The following is an 18,556-nucleotide window of genomic DNA, read 5'->3' as shown; positions in this document are numbered from 1 at the left end:
CCGGGCTGCGCGAGCCGGGCTGCGCGAGCCGGGCCGCCACGGCGGGCCGACGGGATCGTGAGGATCGACCGGCCCGCGCGTCGACACCGGCGCTAACGCGGGGCCGAGGGCGCGGCGCGGGCCGGGTCCGGCGGCGCGGCGAGGTAGCGGAGCAGCGTGGTGTGGCGGAATTCCAGACCGGCTCCGGAACGGCGCAGGATTCCGCGCCGGTGCGCGTCGTCGAGGAAGTGACGCAGGCGGAACGGGGTCCGGCCGGTGAGGGCCAGCAGCAGCCGCGCCCAGGCGAACCGGAGCCACGGCACGCCCACCCGCGCGATCCCCAGCGCGGTCAGCAGGATGACGGCGGTGCGACCGAACTGCTGGGTGCCCATCCACCAGTTCCACTGCAGACCGGACCGCAGCCCCGTGATCGCCGCGACGGCCAGCACGGCCAGCAGGACGTTCCGGTCGTCGCGGAGCGCCCGGCCGTCGTCGACGCGGTCGTCGTGGACGCGGCCGAACGCGACGCCGGTGAGCAACGCGGTGGTCAGCCCGATGCCCAGCCCGGACAGCGCCGGGACGAGGACGTCCTCGTCCGGCACCACGAGCAGGCCGATCGCGGCCGCCCACGCGCCGCCGACGACCAGCCCCACCGCGGCGTGGGCGGGCCGGAACGCCGTTCTGACCGGCCGGGGCCCGGTCACCGGAGCGCCGACCGCACGGCTGGCGACGACCGCGGTGATCAGGCCGACCGGCAGGCCGAACCGGATGCTCATGAACACCGACCCGAGCACGCCGACCAGGAGGCGAAGGGACCCGGCCGTGGCCGGGTTGAGGTCGGGCAGCTGCCACCAGTGGAGCACCGGCCGGTCCCGCGCGACCATCCGCCGGGCCAGGTATCGCAGCCACCGGCCGGCCCGCGCCGCCGGGTACGGCCCGGCCCGGCGCCCGTAGACGGCCGGGAGGAAGGCGTCCAGCAGCGCGGCCCGCGCCTCGGGGTTGGTCATGGTGAGCAGCTCGCCGGGATCGGTGCGGGGATCGTCGTACGCGACGCGGGCCAGGTAGATCATGAGCGGCGAGGAGAGCAGCACCGCCAGGCGTCCGCGTGGGGTGCGCTCGATGTGGTCGACGACGTCCCGCCAGCGTTCCGTACCCCGGTGCTGGCCGACCGGCAGGTAACGCGCCGCCTCGTCCGGCCGCAGCGGCTGCACGGTGATCTCGGAGGCGCGGGCCAGCGTCACCCCGGACCGCTGCACCGCCTCCCGGAACGGCTTCTCCTGGGAGACCAGCACGAGTGGGCGGCCCGCGGCGAGCTCGGTACGGAGCCGGCGCAGCACCGCCACCCGGTGCGCCGGATGCGCCTCGTCGAAGCCGTCCAGGACCGGCAGCACCCGGCCGGCCGCGACCGTGGCGGCCGACCTGCCGAATCGGCGTCCGTCGCGCAGATCGGGGTGGACCTGCAGGAGCGTCGAGGCGAGCCAGTCGTCCAGGCTCCGCTCCGGATCCCAGGCCGGCACGGACAGCAGCACCGGCACCCGCGTGTCACCGTCGAGCAGGTCGAGGGCCAGCCGGAGCGCCATCGAACTCTTGCCGCTGCCCGGCGCGCCCAGCACGACCAGCTGCCGGACCGGCAGGTCCGCGACGTGCCGGGCGAGATCCTCGATGGTGCCGGACCCGCCCGCGCCGGACCAGCGGGTCGGCTGCAGGTACGGCGGGTGCAAATCCCGGGCGGTCGCCTCCTCCTCCAGGCTTCGCCTCGTCCGACGCACGAGGTGGTCGTGGATCACGTCGGTCGCGTCCGCCGGGGCGGCGGCGCGCCAGGTGACGACCAGGCTGATCACGGAAACCACCAGGCTCAGCACGCCGACCGCGAGGCTGAGCACGCTGGCCCGCTGGTCCGCGTGTTCGAGGCCGGTGCCGGAGAGCAGGCGCGCCCAGTTGACGAACGCCAGCACCGACACCGGGAGAGCCACGATCAGCAGGGTCCGCGTCCACGCTCGCCGCATCGGCACATTGTCCGGCACGGACCCGCCGGAACGCGGTAGGCCGAACGGGTACGCGGTGGCCCCGCACCGCGTACCGCCGGACCGGCCTTCAGGACCTGGCCAGGAAGTCCAGGGTGACCTGGGCGAACAGCGGGGAGTCGACCAGGTTGTAGTGGGTGAGGCCGGGAAGGATCGCCAGCGCGTGACCGCCCTTCGGCCGGCCCGAACCGTCCCACCCGCCGTCCCGCACGCCGCCGTCGAGCAGCGCGAAGACCTCCGCGAAGTGGCTGACCGGGCACATGTCGGCGTCCGCCGCGACGATCAGCGTGGGCACCTGGAGGCCGCGGACCTCCTCGGTGAAGTCGTAGTCGACGGCCATCGACTCGCCGATCTTGTCGAGCAGGCGCGGGAAGTCCTCCGGGCGGGGCGCCACCCGCTGGTACAGCTCGTACATCGGCGTGTCCTTCATGAACTCCACCGCGGCCCCGGTCAACTGGCCCTGCTGGGCGAGGATCTCCGGGTCGGTGGCGTCGCGGCGGATGCCGGCCGACGCGGCGACCAGGCGGCCGACCGCGCCCGGGTGGCGGATCGCGAGCTGCAGCGCGACGCCGCCGCCCAGCGAGTAGCCGGCCACGTCCGGCCGGTCCAGGCCCAGGTGGGCGATGAGCGCGGCGATGTCGTCCGCCATCGTGCGGATGTCGATCGGCCGGTCGATGTCCGCGGTCCGGCCGTGGCCCTGCAGGTCCGGCAGGATCACCCGGTGCCGCGCGGACAGCGCCGGCAGGATCGCCCCGAACATCTCACCGCTGCCGAGCCCGCCGTGCAACAGGACCAGCGGGCTGCCCTCGCCGACCTCTTCGAAGTACAGGTTGATGCCGTTGACCTCGGCGTACGTCATGTGCTGCCTCCTCGTTGATGCTTCTTACCTCCCTAGGACCGGGCGGGTGACGGAAACTCATCGGTCCCCGGATAGATTTTTCGTCCATGACCGACGTGCTGACCGAACTCGAGGCCTACCGGCCGGAGCTGACCGGGTACTGCTACCGCATGCTCGGCTCCGCGTTCGAGGCCGACGACGCGGTCCAGGACACGATGGTCCGGGCCTGGCGCGGCCTCGACCGCTTCGAGGGCCGGTCCGCGCTGCGCTCCTGGCTCTACCGGATCGCCACGAACGTGTGCCTGAGCATGCTGACCGGCGCGCAGCGACGCGTCCGCCCGATGGACCTCGGTCCGGCCGGCTCCGGTCACGCCACGTCACCGGGCACGCCGCTCGAGGACGCCACCTGGCTCGGCCCGATCCCGGACGACCCGGCCGTCGTCGTCGCCGGGCGGGAGACGGTGCGGCTCGCGTTCGTCGCCGCGCTCCAGCACCTGCCGCCCCGCCAGCGTGCCGTGCTGATCCTGCGCGAGGTGCTGTCCTGGTCCGCTGCCGAGGTCGCGGACCTGCTCGACATGACCGTCGCCGGCGTCAACAGCGCGCTCCAGCGGGCCCGCGCCACGCTCGCCACCACCACGCCCGGCGACCTGCGCACGGTCACCGACGCGGCGCAGAACGCGTTGCTCGACCGCTACGTGCGCGCGTTCGAGGCGTACGACATGGACGCGCTCACCGCGCTGCTGCACGAGGACGCGACGCTGTCCATGCCGCCGGTCCCGCTGTGGCTGCGCGGCCGGGCCGACATCCGCGCCTGGATGACCGGCACCGGCGCCGGCTGCCGCGGCTCCCGTCTCGTGCCCATCACGATCAACGGCCTTCCCGGTTACGCGCAGTACCGCACGACCGGCCCGTGGTCGCTGATCGCGCTGGAGATCACCGACGGCCGCATCGCCGCCGTCACGAACTTCCTCGACGCCGCGCGGCTGTTCCCCCGCTTCGGCCTGCCGACGACCCGCCCGGCCGGCTCCGGTGCGGCACCCGCGAGCTGACGTCGAAGAGCGACATTCATCGTCCCGCTTCCGGCGTGGCCGCGTCCCGAGTGCTCCCGCGGGCACCGGTCGGCCGCGGGCGGCCTCCCTGCCGGCCGGCGGGTGGTCACCACGACCCGGCCGCACCTCCCACGCCGCCGAAGCAGCCGAGCGTCCGGGTGACGTGCGGGGCCGGTCGTGTGTTCGCGTGGCGTGCGGGGCCGGTCGTGCTTCCGGGTGGCGTGCGGGGCCGGTCGTGCGTTCGCGTGGCGCGGCCGGGCGGGCGGCCGGGTGGCCGGCGGACAGGCTTGCGACCGGGTGACCGGCAGGCGGCGGTGTGCCGGGGGGACGCCTCAGGCGTGCGTCAGCATGAACGCGAGCAGGAAGCCGGCGCACGTCACGATGCCGACCAGCGGGCCGGAGTACCGGACCGCGACCGGGACCATCGTGTCCGCCAGCATGGTCAGGATCGCACCGGCCGCGAACGCCTGCACCACCGCGACCGTGGCCGGTCCCGCGCCGCCGAGCAGCGCGTAACCCAGCGCGGCCGCGACCGCGGAGACGACCGCGACGCCCGCCCAGAGGCCGAGGATCCAGCGCACCGACCGGCCGGACGCGCGCAACCCGACCGCGGCCGACAGCGACTCCGGCACGTTGGACAGGAACACGCCCGCGACCACCGCGGTGCTGACCGCGCCGCCGCCGAGCAGCGAGACGCCGATCGCGGCCGACTCCGGGATGCCGTCCAGCATCGCGCCGAGCACCAACGCGAACGCGGCACCGCCGGCGTTCGCGGCCGGATGCTTGCGGTCGTCGCCGCCGCGCCGGTCGACGATCGCGTCACCGGCGAAGAACGTGACCGCGCCGGCCAGGATGCCGACACCGACCGGCACCGCGCCGGCCTCGGTGAACGCCTCCTCGACCAGGTCGAACGAGACGGTGGAGATCAGCACGCCGGCACCGAACGCCATCACCGTGCCGACCACCCGGTCCGGCACCGGGCGGACCAGCCCGAGCACGGCACCGACCAACAGCGCGAACCCGCCGACGAAACCCCAGAACGCCGCTTCCAGCATCGGGCCGATGCTAGCCCGCCGCGGGCCGGTCCGCCCGCCGTGCCGCGGAGCCCTATCGGACGGCGAAGACCGCCTGGTCGTCGCCCGGTTTCAGGTCCGGGACCGGTGCGCCACCGAGCGCCCGCCGGTAGAGCACGACCGTCCCCTGTGACGCGGATCCCGCGTCGCGGCGGACGACGAGCAGCAGGCTGCGCTCCTCGCCGGCATCGAGGTCGGCGAGCCGGCACTGCACCGGGAACTGCCCGCCCGGTGTCTCCACGTCCGCCGCCGGGCCCGTCGTGGCCTCCGGCGCCGCCGGCGCACCTGGGGCCGCCGGCGCACCTGGGGCCGCCGGCGCGCCCGAGGTCGTCGGTGTGCCCGGCGTCGCTTCCGGTGCCGCGGCGGACAGCGGGATCGAGCGGCCGGCCTCGGTCGGCACCGCCCAGGGCGCGGCGGTGCGGACCTCCAGGCACGCGTCCCAGCCCTGGACGCGCGCGCTGAGCGGGCTGCCCGGGTCGAGCGTCAGCCAGACGTCGTCCGCCGGGGCCGGCCCGCGATTGCCGACCGTGAGCGAGATCGTGCCCGCACCCTCCGCGTCGTAGGTGAGGTTCCCACTCCGTACCCACAGATCGGCTCTCGGTCTTTCGGACGGGTTCGCCACCGGCGTGAACGACGGCAGGGACCCGGCGAACTGGCCGTTCCCGGTGTACCAGAAGTCCGCGTCCTGGTGGCGGGTCCACTCGGCGCGCTGATCCGCGTACGGCTGTAGGTCACCGAACGACACGGTGACCGCGCCGCCGTCCGCCACCCGGACCGCGGTCAGCCACTGCACGGTCGTCCCGGTCGTCACCGTCACCACGCCGATCGGCACCACGTCCGCGCCGAGCCGGGTGAACGCGACCGCCGCCTCCGGCCCCGCCGACTCCTTCAGCACACACCGCAACACGACCACGGCGTCCGCGGCCCCGTCACCGTCCACGTCGCCGTGCGCGATCGAGGTGGCCCAGACCGCCCCGACGGCCGGCTCCTCGGTGGCCGTGACGCCGCTGACCGGGCACGTCCACCCGGCCGGCACCTGCTGCAGCGCGAAACCGCGCAGTTCGGCCACGGTGATCGGCCCGGACGGCGGCGCGGGCGTGCTCGCGGCCGGTCCCGCCGTCTCCGGCGCGTCCACACCGGCCGGCACCACGCCCGCCGGCCGGTCCCGCGGCCGATCCGGCAGCATGCCGGCGTAGACGATCGCGGGCGACGCTATCAACGCGGCCGTGAGCAGCACCGCCGCCACCATCCCGGTCTGCCGCCCCGCCCTCCGGCGCCGCGGCCGCCGCGGCCGCCGCCCGACGGTCAGGACCTGCGTGTCCAGGTTGTGGAAGACCACGCCCAGCCCGCTGTCCCGCTCATCCTCGCGCTGCGCCATCCCCCGACTCTGCCAGCCCCAGGTTGCGACCCGGCCACACCCACCCGGGAATGTCACGAGAACAACACCTTCGGCGAACCCCGCCTCACCCCCACCGGGCGCCGAAGAAGATGGTGACCAGTGGTGGTCCGGTCGCGGCTCCCCGCGACCGTACGCGTGATGTAGGGCCGGGTTCAGCCGACGCCGACGGCCTGGCGGGCGCGTTCGTGGTCGGTGTGTTCGGAGACCAGGGGGCCGACGTCGAGGATGAGGGCGACGTCGCCGTTGCCGAGGATCGTGGAGCCGCTGACGCCCTTGAGGTTGGCGAACAGCGGGCCGAGCGGCTTGATGACGGTCTGGAACTCGCCGAGCAGCGCGTCGACCACCAGGCCGGTGCGCTGCCCGCTCTGCTCGACCACCACCACGTTCTGGCGCCGGGCCGGCAGGCCGGGGATGCCGAAGATCTGCCGGAGCCGGATGAACGGCAGCACCTCGCCGCGCAGGTTCATGCAGTCGCGGCCCTGTGGGCCCGGCGGCAGTTCGACGCACTCGGTCACCCGGTCCAGCGGCACGATGAACGACGACGGGCCGACGCCGACCAGGAAGCCGTCGATGATGGCGAGCGTCAGTGGCAGCCGGATGCGGATCGTGGCGCCGTGGCCGCGGACCGACTCCACCTCGATGCTGCCGCGCAGCGCGGTCACGTTGCGGCGTACGACGTCCATGCCGACGCCGCGGCCGGACAGGTTGGACACGGTCTCGGCGGTGGAGAAGCCGGGTTCGAAGATGAGGTCGTAGACCTCGGCGTCGGTCAGCGCGGCGGTCGCGGGGACCAGGCCGCGGTCGACGGCCTTGGCGAAGATCCGGTCGCGGTCCAGGCCGCGCCCGTCGTCGGCGACCTCGATGACGATGTTGCCGGCGTCGTGGTAGGCGTGCAGCCGCAGCGTGCCGTCCGCGGGTTTGCCGCAGCGCACCCGTTCGGCCGGCGGTTCGATGCCGTGGTCGAGGGAGTTGCGGACCAGGTGGAGCAGGGGGTCGCTGATCCGTTCGACCAGGGCCTTGTCCATCTCGGCGTCACCGCCGGTGATGGTGAGCTGCACCTGTTTGCCGAGGTCGACGCAGACGTCGCGGACCACGCGTTCGAAGCGGCGCAGCGTCATGCCGATCGGGACCATGCGCAGCGACAGCGCGCTGTGCCGGACCTCGTCGATGAGCCGGGTGACCTCGCCCTGGGCCTCCGCGCCGGCCGCGAGCATGGTGGTGCTGGCCTGCGCGATGACGAGCTCGCCGACGAGGTCGATGAGCCGGTCGAGGCGGGCGGCGTCGATCCGGATCGTCTGGGTGTCGCCGGAGCGGCTGTCCGCGACCTTGCGCTGGCGGCTGAGCGCGGCCTCGACCACGGCCGGGTCGGCGATGCCCTCCTCGATCAGGACCTGGCCGATGGGTACGGACAGCGAGCGCTCGCGCTGGATCCGCAGCGCGGTGTCGATCTCGCTCGGGGTGACCGCGCCGCTCTCCAGGAGTACGTCGCCGAGCCGGTCCCGCTGCGGCATCGCCTCGATGTAGTCCACGTAGGACGCGGCGGCCAGCGGCGTGATCCGGATGTCGCTGTCCTCGCGGACGAACTCGAAGACCGACTCGATCTCCGCCTTCGGCGCGTCCGTGATCAGGTCGATCTCGAACGCGAGGTAGCTGCTCTCCGGGTCCATGTCGGCCGCGTCCGGCAGCGCGGAGTCGTCGACCGCGACCCGGTCGAGCGTGCCGAGCGTGCCGAGGTAGCGCACGAAGGACAGCGGATCCATGCCGTTGCGCAGGCAGTCCGGGCCGAACCGCAGGCTCAGCCGCCAGCCCCGGGCGCCGGGATCGGTGGCCACGTCGGTGACCTCGGCCGCGGGCACGGCGGCCGCGAACGACCCCGGCAGGAACGGCGTGAGCCGGGTCAGCAGCGCCGCGCCGGCGGTCTCCTCCTCGGGGGTGGCCGACATCCGGCCCTCCGCGACCCCGGAGATCACCCCGGCGATGTGGTCCGCGCACGGCAGCAGCGCGCTGATCAGCTCCGGCGTGACCCGGACCTCGCCCTCGCGCACGTGTCCGAGCAGCGTCTCCACCACGTGCGTGAAGCTGACCAGGTGTGACAGTCCGAACAGCCCGGCCGAGCCCTTCAGCGTGTGCGCCGACCGGAACACCGCGTTCACGGTCTCGGTGGCGTCCGGGTCCGTCTCCAGCCCGAGCAGGCCCTCCTCCAGGGACTCCAGCAGCTCCCGGGCCTCGGTGATGAAGATGTCCAGGGCTTCGGTCGCGTCATCGTCGGAGAAACTCACGACAGCGCCTCCAGGGACGGGTCCAGGTGGACGATGGCCAGCGACTCGCGGACGGCCGGGCTCGCGTCCCGGAACTCGACCGTCGACCCGATCCGGGCCGCCTCCCGCCGGGTCAGCAACAGAATCTGCAGCCCGGCCGTGTCGATCTCGGTGACGTCCGCCAGCCGTACCCGCAGCACGCTCTTCTCCTCCAGCGCGGCGAGCAGTCGCGGTGCCTGTTCGGCCGCGGAGTGGATGGTCAGCTCGCCGGCGAGCTCCACGGTGCTCATGCCGCCTCCTCCGCCGCGGTCCGCCGGTGACGTGCGGCGGGCGCCGGGCCCGCGGGCTCGTTCACGGCGCGATCAGCTTGCTCACGGCCGCGAGCATCTGCTCGGGCTGGAACGGTTTCGTCACCCACGCCTTCGCGCCCGCGGCCTGCGCCTGGCGCTTCTTGTCCTCCTGCGACTCGGTGGTCAGCATGATGATCGGCGTGAACTTGTACGCGGGCAGCTTCTTCGCCTCGGTCACGAACGTGATGCCGTCCATGTTCGGCATGTTCACGTCGGAGATGATCAGGTGGACGCGGCGCCCGTCCAGCTTGGCCAGCGCGTCCTTGCCGTCCGTGCCGACCAGCACGTCGTAGCCCGCGCCCTTGAGCGCGATGCTGACCACCTGCCGCACCGACGCGGAGTCGTCGACCACGAGAATGGTCTTCCCCATGTCATCCCCCTAGAAGAACGTGATCTCCGAGTCGCGGACCTGTGCGCCGGATCCGGACCGGTGCGCGTCCACCTCCTCGGCCATGGTGTAACTGGCCTCCATCTCGCCGAGGACCGCGTCCGGGTCGATCGGCGGCGCGTCCGTGCGCGCGCGTTCGCCCGCCTCCTCGACCACGGCCGGCAGCCGGTCGATGCTGGCCTGGAGGTGTTCCAGCACCTGGCACACCCGGTCCTGGAACTGCAGGTTCACCAGGGAGTCGCTGATGTCGCCGCGGATGCCGGTCGCGGCGCGGGACAGCGTGGCGGACGAGTCCCGGAAACCGGCGACCACGGCCTGCAGGTCGTCGAGGACGGCCTGGACCTCCGCGTTCGCGCCGGCCACCGCCTCGTCCTCGCGTTCCGCGGTCTCCTCCGCGTGGGTGAGCAGCGTCCTGATGGTCGACTCGACGTGCCCGACCTTGGAGGCCATCCGCTCGCTGGTGCCGGCGGAACGGTCGGCGAGCTGCCGCACCTCGTCCGCGACCACGCCGAACGCGGCACCGGCCCGGCCGATCCGGGCGGCCTCGATCGACGCGTTCAGCGCCAGCAGGTTCGTCTGCGCCGCGATCGCGGTGACCTCGCCGGACATCTGGCGCAGCTCGTCGTTGAACGCGAGCAGCGTGCGCAGCTCCGCGACGGTCGCCCGCTTGGAGGAGAGCGCGTCGTCGAGCGTGCCGACCACGCCGCCGAGCCGTTCCCGGCTGCGGTCGAACGTGCCGCCCTGACCCTCGTCGAGCACGCCGGTGGACGACTCGAGGACGGTGTCGAGGTTCTCGACGATCTCGGCGAACCGTTCGGTGAGCGTGCCGACCGCGGTCTCCATCTGCGTCCGCGACGACGTGAGCTGCGCGGACCAGACCGGCACCAGCGATCCGGCGAGCCGGCTGACGCTGTGCAGGTGCTGGTGGGCCGGCTGCGAGGCGGCGACGGCCGTGGGGGCGCGACGCCGCCCGAGACCGTAGCCGGCCGCGCCACCCGCGCACACGCCCAGCAGAACCCAGAGCATCTCAGCCATACCGGTGGATCACCTCCGCGATGGATCCGAGCGGCGCCTCCCGGTCGACGGCGCCGAGCGTGACGGCCTCGTGCGGCATGCCGTGCACCACGCACGTCGCCTCGTCCTGCGCGACCGTGAACGCGCCGGCCCGGTGCATCTCCAGCAGGCCGCGGGCGCCGTCGTCGCCCATGCCCGTCATGATCACGCCGAGTGCCGCGTTGCCGGCCGCCCGGGCGACGGACCGGAACAGCACGTCGACCGAGGGCCGGTGCCGGTTGACCGGTGGGGCGTCGAAGACGCGCACCCGGTAACCACTACCCATCCTGATCAACTCCATGTGCCGCCCACCCGGCGCGACCAGCACGTTCCCGGGCAGCACCTCGTCGCCGTCCGCGGCCTCGCGCACGCGCACCCGGCACATCGTGTCCAGTCGCTGCGCGAACGCGGCCGTGAACCGCTCCGGCATGTGCTGCACGATCACCACGCCGGGCACCGACCGCGGCAGCGCCGGCAGCACGACCTCCAGCGCCTTCGTGCCGCCGGTCGACGTCCCGATCGCCACGACCCGTTCCGCGCTGACGACCGCCTTGTTCGCTTTGTGTCCCGGCAGATCGGTCAGGTGGGGCGGGTCGAGCACGACGGCGGGCGCGGCCGGTGGCGACCCGAGCCGCGTGGCCGGCACGGCCGGCGGCGCGAACCGCGGGTCCGGCGGGGTCAGGAACGGCGCGAGCCGGGTGGCCGGGGGCGGTGACCCGAGCCGCGTGGCGGCCACGGCGCGCGTCGGCGCCGGCGCCGCACGACCACCGGCGGGCGCAAGAGCCAGATCAACGTCATGCGGCGGTACGGATGCGCGTCCCCGCTGCCCACCGAGCGCGGCGGCGCGCACCGCCGCCACGATGTCGGAGAACTGCGTCTCGACGAACTGCTTCAGCCCGGTGACCGGCCGTGGGATCACCGCCACCGCGCCGGCCGCGAGCGCCTCCACGGCGGTCTCGGCACCGTGGGCCGTCAGCGCGGAGCAGACGACGACCGGCGTCGGCCGTACCGCCATGATCTTCTTGAGGAACGTCAGCCCGTCCATCCGGGGCATCTCCAGGTCCAGCACCACCACGTCCGGCCACGCCCGGTTCATGTGGGCCATCGCGAAGACCGGGTCGGCGACCGCGCCGATCACCTCGATGCCCGGGCTCGCCGCCAGCCGCGCGGTCAGCGCCTGCCGCACCACCGCGGAGTCGTCGACGATCAGCACGCCGATGGCCCGCCCGGGCACCGTGGGGATCGTGCCGGCCGAGGTCATGGCGCCCGCCGGGACGTCGCGTGCAACTCCACCTCACCGGTGGCCACGTCGAACGAGAGCCGGCGCGCGCCGCGCCCGCCGAGGTGCGTCTCGGCCAGGTGGAAGCCGTGCCGGTCGAGCAGCGCGAGCCCGGCGTCGATGTTGTCCCGGGCGACGTCCGGCGCGCGGCCGCGGCGCTGCGCCGGCGGGAACTGGTTGCCGCCGCCGAACATCCGGGCCACGTACTCCGACGGGCGGGTGCCGTGCCGGCCGATCTCGTGCAGGAACATCCGTACCGCGTGGTCGGCGTACCGTCCGTCGAGCGGGCCGGCCGCGCCGGGCAGCCGGCGCACGGGCAGCATGTAGTGGCACATGCCGCCGACCCGGCGCCGCGGATGCCAGAGCGTGATCGACACGCACGACCCGAGCAGCGTGTGGATCCGGGTCCCGGCGTCGCCGAAGCAGAACTCGCCCGGGTTGAGCACCACCTCCACGAGGCTAGCCACGCTGCTGCCCGGGGATCCGGTAAATCGACGGTTCGACCATGACCAGCTTCGACGGGATCGAGTTCAGTGACTCGGACCGGCCGACGATCAGGTATCCGTCCGGCTGCAGCATCTCCTGCAGGCGCCCGATCAGCTGCCGCTTCGTCTCCGGGTCGAAGTAGATCATGACGTTGCGCAGCATGATGACGTCGAACCGGCCGAGGTGCTCGAGGTTCTCCATCAGGTTGTGCCGGCGGAAGCTGACCTGCTGGCGCAGTGGACGGGCGACCGCCATGCTGCCGTCGTACTCGTCCCGGCCGCGCAGGCAGTACTTCCGCAGCAGCTGACGCGGGATCTTGTCGGCCGCGGTGAGCGGGTAGATGCCGAGTTGCGCGCCCTCGACCACGCGGGTGGAGATGTCCGTGCCGACGATCTCCCAGCGCTGGTCCGGCAGCGACTCGGAGAGCACCATGGCCGCGGTGTACGCCTCCTCGCCGGTGGAGCTGGCCGCGCTCCACAGCCGGAACGGCCGGCTGCGATCCCGGGCCGGCAGCACCGTGTCGCGGATGAAGTCGAAGTGCTGCTGCTCGCGGAAGAAGAACGTCTCGTTCGTGGTGAGCAGGTTGATCAGCTGGCGGAGCTCCGGCCCGTTGTCCGCCTGTCCGCGCAGGTAGCGCACGTACTCGCCGTATCCGCTCAGGCCGAGTGCGCGCAGCCGCTTGTCCAGGCGGCCGGTGACCAGGGATTCCTTGCCGGGCGTCATCCGGATGCCGGTCTCCCGGTAGAGCAGGCCGGTGATGTAGGCGAACTCGTCCGGGCCGATGGGCCGGCTGGTGAGCGACTGCTGCATCAGTTTCCTTCGTCGGCTGGTTCGTCGGACTCGGTGACACGGCCGCGCGCCCGGGCTGCCTCGCCCAAGCTGACCATGTCACTGATCGACAGAACGTTGCCGACATCCAGAAGAATCAGGAAGTCTCCGTCGCGGCGAGCCATGCCGCTGATGTAGTCGGCCCGGATCCCGGAGCCGAAGCTGGGCGCCGGTTCGATGTCGTCCTCGCCGAGCGCGACCACCTTGTTGACCGAGTCGACCAGGATGCCGAGGTCCTGTCCGCCGTCGCCGTCGGTGCCGCCGGGGCCGGGCTCGAGGCCGGTCGCGTCGATGTGCACGATGATGATGCTGGTCCGGCGCCGGACCGTGGTGGTGCCGCGCTCGAACCGGATGGCGAGGTCGATCACCGGCACCGCCCGGCCGCGCAGGTTGATCACGCCGCGGATGAACGACGGCATCATCGGCACCACCGTGAGGTTGCGGTACTCGAGGATCTCCAGCACGTGGAAGATGTTGAGCGCGTACGCCTCGTCGTTGAGCGTGAACGTCAGATAGCGGCCGGACCCGGCCCGCGCCGCCGCCGGCATGGTGGAAACGTCGCTCACCGCCGCTCCTCTCGGTCTGTGGGGGTGAACCACTTCATCCGATCATGTTGTCTCCTCTTGGACAGGCAATATGAGCCTTTGTCGGATAACGACCGATGCGGCCGCCTACGCTGTGTTCTCGAGGCGAAGATCAACCGAGGAGCCCCGCCATGGCGAACGCGTCACATGCTCGGCAACCGTCGACCGGCTTCGGGTTCAAGAACCTGTCGGTCGCCTGGAAGCTGCGCTGGATGGCCCTGATCACCTGCGTCCTGCTGCTGGTGGTCGGCGTGGTCGGCATCGTGCAGCTGGGCAGCGCGCAGGACCGGCTGGCCAGCATGTACACCGTGCACCTGCACAACACGAAGTCGCTGGACGAGGTGGCGATCGCCTACCGCGACGCCCGGCTCTCCACCCGCGTGCTGGGCATGGCGCAGGGCAAGGAGGAGAACGACGCGGCGACGGTCCGGGTCGAGGAGACCCTGGTCGCGCTGACCAGCGCGTGGGGCGTGGTGGACGGCAAGGACATCGCCGGCGACGACGCCGACCGGGACCAGATCGACCAGAGCTTCACCGCCTACCAGACCGTGGTGCGGGACAAGCTGATCCCGGCCGGCGCGTCCAACAGCTACGCCCTCTTCAACGAGGTGGTGGCGGAGGACATCGCCCCGATCACCACCGCGATCGACGAATCGCTGACCCGGCTGCTGGACGCGGAGGACCTGGCCGCGAAGACCACCACCGAGGCCTCGGCCGCGGCGTACGGGACCGCGCGGACCGTGCTGATCAGCCTGATCGTCTTCGCCGTGCTCTTCACGTTCGTGATGGTCCAGGTGATCACCCGCTCGATCGCCCGCCCGCTGGAGCGGACCGTCGCGGTCCTCAGCGGGCTGGCCGCCGGCCGGCTCGACCAGCGGCTCGAGGTCGACAGCCGGGACGAGGTGGGCCGGATGGGCACGGCGCTCAACAGCGCGCTCGACCGGCTCTCCGAGACGGTCAGCACCGTGATCGACTCGTCCGCGCAGATCAACAACGCGGCCAGTCAGATCAGCGGCGCGTCGCAGAACCTCTCCCAGGCCGCGACCGAGCAGGCGTCCAGCATCGAGGAGACCACGTCCAGCCTCGAGCAGATGACCGCGGGCATCGCGCAGAACAGCGACAACGCGCGGGCGACCGAGGAGATGGCCGCACAGGCACGCGCGGAGGCGCTGGAGGGCGGCGAGGCGGTGCAGAAGACCGTGGACGCGATGAAGGAGATCACCAGCAAGATCGGGATCATCGACGACATCGCGTTCCAGACGAACATGCTCGCGCTGAACGCCACCATCGAGGCCGCGCGCGCCGGCGAGCACGGCAAGGGTTTCGCCGTGGTCGCCACCGAGGTCGGCAAGCTGGCCGAGCGCAGCCAGGTCGCGGCGCAGGAGATCAGTGAGCTGGCGTCCGGCAGCGTGCAGACCGCGGAGCGGGCCGGCTCGCTGCTCAACACCATCATCCCGAGCATCATCCGCACCTCCGACCTGGTGCAGGAGATCGCGGCGGCCAGCGGGGAGCAGTCCACCGGCGTGCGTCAGATCAACATCGCGATGAACCAGATCGGCAAGGTCACCGAGCAGACCGCGTCGTCCAGCGAGGAGCTGGCCGCGACCGCGGAGGAGATGTCCGCGCAGACCACGCAGCTGCAGACGATGATGGACTTCTTCCAGGTCGGCGCGCCGGTGCGGCGGGCCCGCACGGACTACGCCGGCGCGGACTACGCCGGGCGCGAGCACGCGGGCCGGATGGGCGGCAACGGCACCGGCTACTACTCCGCGCAGGGCGCGTCGGTCGCCGGCGGGCCGTCCTACTCGCGACGCGACCAGGACGCGTTCGTGCCGGAGATCGAGGCCAAGTTCGACCGGTTCTGAAAATCAGGAGCCAGCGGGGGGTACGGGAGTCGTCCCGTACCCCCCGACGTTCTTCCGGTCGTGTCCGTGACAGCGCCGGCCCGGGCCGCGTCCAGTCGGCGTCCAGCGCGCGTCCCGTACCGCGCCATAGCTTTCCTCCCGTCACTCGATCTGGGGGAGGAATCATGAAGGCGCACCTGAAGAGAGTTCTCGCGGCGGCGGCGCTGAGCGCGGTCGCGACGGTCACGGTCGTGGCGAGCGGGCCGGCGGCCGGCCAGGCGGCGGTGCCGCAGGTCCAGGGCTGGGGCATCACCGCGGACGGCCTCACGATGCTGGCGTTCCAGTCGCAGACGCCGAACGTCAGCCAGTGGGTGCAGGACATCGTCGGGTTCACCGGCCACGACACCTACGCGATCGGTCTCGACACCCGGCCGGCGAACGGGCTGACCTACGTGGTGGCCAACGCCGGCGGCGTCTACACGGTCAACCAGTGGTACCTGACGAAGGTCGGCCAGCTGAGCGTGGGACTCAGCGGCCAGTCGTTCGGCGTGGACTTCAACCCGGTGGCCGACCGGCTGCGGATCATCGGCAACACCGGGCAGAACCTCAGCCACGACGTCGACGGCAACGTCACCACGGCGCAGACCGCGCTGACCGACGGCGCCACCGGCAAGTCCGCGACCGGGGTGACCGCGGCCGCGTACATGAACAACGACACCAGCGGCATGACGCTCACCGCGCTCTACGACGTCGACACCGTCGCGAACCAGCTCTCGCTGCAGAACCCGCCGGCGGCCGGCACGCTCTTCCCGCAGGGCGCGCTCGGCGTCGACCCGGCGCTCAGCGCGAGCCTGGACGTCTACAGCACGATCAGCAACGGCCGGGCCGTGGCGAACACCGCGTTCGCCGCGATCATCAACCCGGTGACGAACCGCAGCACGCTCTACTCGGTGGACGTCACGTCCGGGTTCGCCACCTCGATCGGCACCTTCCCGTCGGTGCTGCAGGTCGGCTCGATCACCTTCGCGCTCTGACGACGCGAGGCCCGCCACCTCGACGGGAGGGTGGCGGGCCTTGTCTCATGCGGCCAGGTGCGTCGGCAGCCCCTGGTGGTTGGTGAACGCGAGCCGGCTGCTCAGGTCGCCCCGGTTCGCGATCTGCGCGAAGTAGGTGGCGCGGCGGCGCGCCACGCACCCGTCCGCGCGGCCGGACGTCTTGACCTGCTCCGGGTCCAGGTGCGTGTTCAGGCCGTCGCGCAGCAGCGTCAGCGCCTCGGCGCGCAGCTGCGAGATGCGCGACTCGGTCACGCCCAGCTCCGCCGCGATGACCGCCATCGGCTCCTCGTTCAGGAAGTACCGGGTGATCACGATCCGCAGCCGCTCCGGCAGCGCCTCGATCGCGTTGTGCAGGTAGCCGATCCGCTCCCGGTGCACCAGCAGCTCCTCCGGGCCCATGGTCGACTCGGTGACCATGTCGTCCGCGCTGCCGGTGGTGAAGCCCTGCAACGACAGCACGACCGCGCGCTGCACGTCGTCCGCGGTCGAGTTGATCTCCGACACCGGGACGCCGAGGTACTCGGCCAGCTCCTGCGGCGTGGGCGTGCGGCCCAGCGTCGCGGTCAGGTGCTGCCGGCCGGTGTCCGCGGCCCGGGCCCGGCTGCGCACCGAGCGGGACGCCCAGTCCAGGCCGCGCAGCTCGTCGAGCAGCGCGCCGCGGATCCGGGTCGCGGCGAACCGGTGGAACGGGATGCCGCGCTCCGGGTCGAAGCCGCGCGCGGCGGTGACCAGCGCGGCCAGGCCGGCCGAGGTCAGGTCGTCGCGGTTGACGTGCGCCGGGACCCGGCCGAGCATGTCCCGGACCAGGTGACCGACCAGAGCCATGTTCGCGCGGATCATGTCCTCGCGCTCGCGGTCACTCAGCGTGGAAGTGGTGGTGCTCATCTGCGGTTCCCCCCGTGGAAGTCAGCACGTCGCTGGCCAGGGAGAACTCTCCGGTCCGCCGGGTGCACCGCCGGTTGCCGAAAGTTGCGATCCGGTTGTACCGAGCCGGGAAAGCCTCAGCCACCGGCACCATGGAGAAACACCGGGAGCTCGGGGGGTACGTCACGGAGCGTTCAGTCGTCCGTCGCTGGGCGCGGCCGGTGCTGCTCGCGACCGTGGGCGTGGTCGCGCTGGTGCTGCTGCGCGACCGGCTGCCGGACGCCGGTGACGTCTGGACCGCGATCACCACGGCCGACCCGTGGTGGCTGCTGCTCGGGCTGGTCGCGGAGTGGGTGTCGCTGACGATGTTCGCCCGCCAGCAACTGTGGCTGCTGCGCGGGCTCGGCGTGCCGGTCGGGCTCGGGCAGGCGCTCGCCATGACGTACAGCCGGTCCGCGATCGCGATCACCATGCCGGCCGGGTCCGCGATGTCGGCCGGGTTCGCGTTCCAGACGTTCCGGCGGTGGGGCGCGAGCCGCGCGGCCGCGACCACGGCGATGCTGCTGTCCGGCGTCTTCTCCGTGCTCGGCCTGCTGGTGCTGTACCTGCTCGGCTACCTGGTGATCGTGCTGGAGGACCCGGCGGCGGAGTGGTCCGCGCACCCGGCCGCGACGGTGGCGGCCGCGGCCGGCGCGCTGGCGCTGCTCACGACGATCACGGCGAGCGTGCTGCACGACCGGCACCGTACGCCCGGGTCCGTGGTGGCCTTCGACCCGCCGGACACCGGGTTCCTCGCCACGGTCCGGGCGGTCTGGCCGGTCGCGGCCGGCATGCACGGGCGGTACCGCCGGCTCGCGCTGCTGTTCGCGGTGGTCAACTGGTTCACCGACCTGTGCTGCCTGGCCGCGGTCGCGTACGCGTTCCACCTGCCGTTGACGTTCGTGCAGCTCGGCACGGTCTACGTGGTGGTGCAGCTGGTGCGGCAGATCCCGATCACGCCCGGCGGCATCGGCGTGATCGAGGCCAGCCTGCTCGCCGCGCTCGTCTCCGCGGGCGCGGGCCAGGCCCCGGCCGCCGCGGCCGTGCTCGGCTACCGCCTCTTCTCCTGCTGGCTGATCATCCCGGCCGGGCTGTTCGCCTGGACGCTGCTGCGCCGCCGCGCGCCCGCCGACCTGTCACCGGCCCGGTGAGACCCGGTTCACGTC

General features: G+C 72.6%; 17 protein-coding genes. 4 read left to right on the top strand and 13 right to left on the bottom strand.

The annotated features are described in order from the left end of the window. Positions 1-92 precede the first annotated feature (92 nt). Both J2S44_RS42105 and J2S44_RS42100 read right to left on the bottom strand, forming a co-directional pair. Positions 93-1,985 (bottom strand): NACHT domain-containing protein, encoded by a 1,893-nt coding sequence (locus J2S44_RS42105; protein ID WP_310429166.1) that lies wholly within the window; start codon positions 1,983-1,985, stop codon positions 93-95. A gap of 88 nt (positions 1,986-2,073) precedes the next feature. After that, entirely contained in the window at positions 2,074-2,862 is a 789-nt protein-coding gene (locus J2S44_RS42100; protein WP_310429164.1) for an alpha/beta fold hydrolase, read from the bottom strand. 86 nt (positions 2,863-2,948) lie between these two features. On the opposite strand from J2S44_RS42100, the gene J2S44_RS42095 reads away from it, so the two are divergent. After that, positions 2,949-3,890 carry a sigma-70 family RNA polymerase sigma factor gene (locus J2S44_RS42095; RefSeq protein ID WP_310429162.1) on the top strand — a complete coding sequence of 314 codons (942 nt, stop codon included), beginning with the start codon at positions 2,949-2,951 and terminating at the stop codon, positions 3,888-3,890. A gap of 332 nt (positions 3,891-4,222) precedes the next feature. Here the strand turns inward: J2S44_RS42095 and J2S44_RS42090 are convergent, their stop codons facing one another. The 10 genes from J2S44_RS42090 to J2S44_RS42045 all read right to left on the bottom strand — a co-directional run bounded on the left by J2S44_RS42090 (position 4,223) and on the right by J2S44_RS42045 (position 13,570). Next, positions 4,223-4,945: a ZIP family metal transporter gene (locus tag J2S44_RS42090; RefSeq protein WP_310429160.1), complete on the bottom strand. Its 723-nt coding sequence runs from the start codon at positions 4,943-4,945 to the stop codon at positions 4,223-4,225. A gap of 52 nt (positions 4,946-4,997) precedes the next feature. After that, positions 4,998-6,341, bottom strand: a complete 1,344-nt coding sequence (locus J2S44_RS42085) for a hypothetical protein (RefSeq protein ID WP_310429158.1) — start codon at positions 6,339-6,341, stop codon at positions 4,998-5,000. A 173-nt stretch (positions 6,342-6,514) separates the two neighbouring features. Then, positions 6,515-8,641 carry a chemotaxis protein CheA gene (locus J2S44_RS42080; protein ID WP_310429156.1) on the bottom strand — a complete coding sequence of 709 codons (2,127 nt, stop codon included), beginning with the start codon at positions 8,639-8,641 and terminating at the stop codon, positions 6,515-6,517. Next, positions 8,638-8,910 (bottom strand): STAS domain-containing protein, encoded by a 273-nt coding sequence (locus tag J2S44_RS42075; protein WP_310429153.1) that lies wholly within the window; start codon positions 8,908-8,910, stop codon positions 8,638-8,640. The genes J2S44_RS42080 and J2S44_RS42075 overlap by 4 nt, the downstream gene beginning before the upstream one ends. Positions 8,911-8,971: 61 nt before the next feature. Continuing rightward, positions 8,972-9,340: a response regulator gene (locus J2S44_RS42070; RefSeq protein ID WP_307248257.1), complete on the bottom strand. Its 369-nt coding sequence runs from the start codon at positions 9,338-9,340 to the stop codon at positions 8,972-8,974. Positions 9,341-9,349: 9 nt separating this feature from the next. Beyond that, complete coding sequence (locus J2S44_RS42065) at positions 9,350-10,393, bottom strand: methyl-accepting chemotaxis protein (RefSeq protein ID WP_310429152.1); 1,044 nt, start codon at positions 10,391-10,393, stop codon at positions 9,350-9,352. After that, positions 10,386-11,645: a protein-glutamate methylesterase/protein-glutamine glutaminase gene (locus tag J2S44_RS42060; RefSeq protein WP_310429150.1), complete on the bottom strand. Its 1,260-nt coding sequence runs from the start codon at positions 11,643-11,645 to the stop codon at positions 10,386-10,388. The genes J2S44_RS42065 and J2S44_RS42060 overlap by 8 nt, the downstream gene beginning before the upstream one ends. Positions 11,646-11,668: 23 nt before the next feature. Continuing rightward, a complete protein-coding gene (locus J2S44_RS42055; protein WP_310429148.1) occupies positions 11,669-12,157 on the bottom strand; it encodes a chemotaxis protein CheD in 489 nt (162 codons plus the stop codon). Continuing rightward, entirely contained in the window at positions 12,150-12,986 is an 837-nt protein-coding gene (locus tag J2S44_RS42050) for a CheR family methyltransferase (RefSeq protein WP_310429145.1), read from the bottom strand. The genes J2S44_RS42055 and J2S44_RS42050 overlap by 8 nt, the downstream gene beginning before the upstream one ends. Beyond that, positions 12,986-13,570, bottom strand: a complete 585-nt coding sequence (locus tag J2S44_RS42045) for a chemotaxis protein CheW (RefSeq protein WP_310429143.1) — start codon at positions 13,568-13,570, stop codon at positions 12,986-12,988. Before J2S44_RS42045 ends, J2S44_RS42050 begins: the two co-directional genes overlap by 1 nt. A 149-nt stretch (positions 13,571-13,719) precedes the next feature. Between J2S44_RS42045 and J2S44_RS42040 the strand changes: the two genes are divergently transcribed. Together J2S44_RS42040 and J2S44_RS42035 are read left to right on the top strand one after the other, a co-directional pair. After that, positions 13,720-15,453, top strand: coding sequence for a methyl-accepting chemotaxis protein (locus J2S44_RS42040; protein WP_310429141.1), 1,734 nt, complete (start codon positions 13,720-13,722; stop codon positions 15,451-15,453). A 164-nt stretch (positions 15,454-15,617) separates the two neighbouring features. After that, complete coding sequence (locus J2S44_RS42035; protein ID WP_310429138.1) at positions 15,618-16,466, top strand: DUF4394 domain-containing protein; 849 nt, start codon at positions 15,618-15,620, stop codon at positions 16,464-16,466. A 45-nt stretch (positions 16,467-16,511) separates the two neighbouring features. Here the strand turns inward: J2S44_RS42035 and J2S44_RS42030 are convergent, their stop codons facing one another. Continuing rightward, entirely contained in the window at positions 16,512-17,372 is an 861-nt protein-coding gene (locus tag J2S44_RS42030) for a sigma-70 family RNA polymerase sigma factor (protein ID WP_310429135.1), read from the bottom strand. Between the two features lie 200 nt (positions 17,373-17,572). On the opposite strand from J2S44_RS42030, the gene J2S44_RS42025 reads away from it, so the two are divergent. Then, positions 17,573-18,541 carry a lysylphosphatidylglycerol synthase transmembrane domain-containing protein gene (locus J2S44_RS42025; RefSeq protein ID WP_310429133.1) on the top strand — a complete coding sequence of 323 codons (969 nt, stop codon included), beginning with the start codon at positions 17,573-17,575 and terminating at the stop codon, positions 18,539-18,541. Positions 18,542-18,556 lie beyond the last annotated feature (15 nt).

This window comes from Catenuloplanes niger (genome assembly GCF_031458255.1).
Taxonomy (GTDB): Bacteria; Actinomycetota; Actinomycetes; order Mycobacteriales; family Micromonosporaceae; genus Catenuloplanes; species Catenuloplanes niger.
Note: the sequence above shows the minus strand (reverse complement) of the source record. Positions and strands in the feature narration are given on the sequence as shown.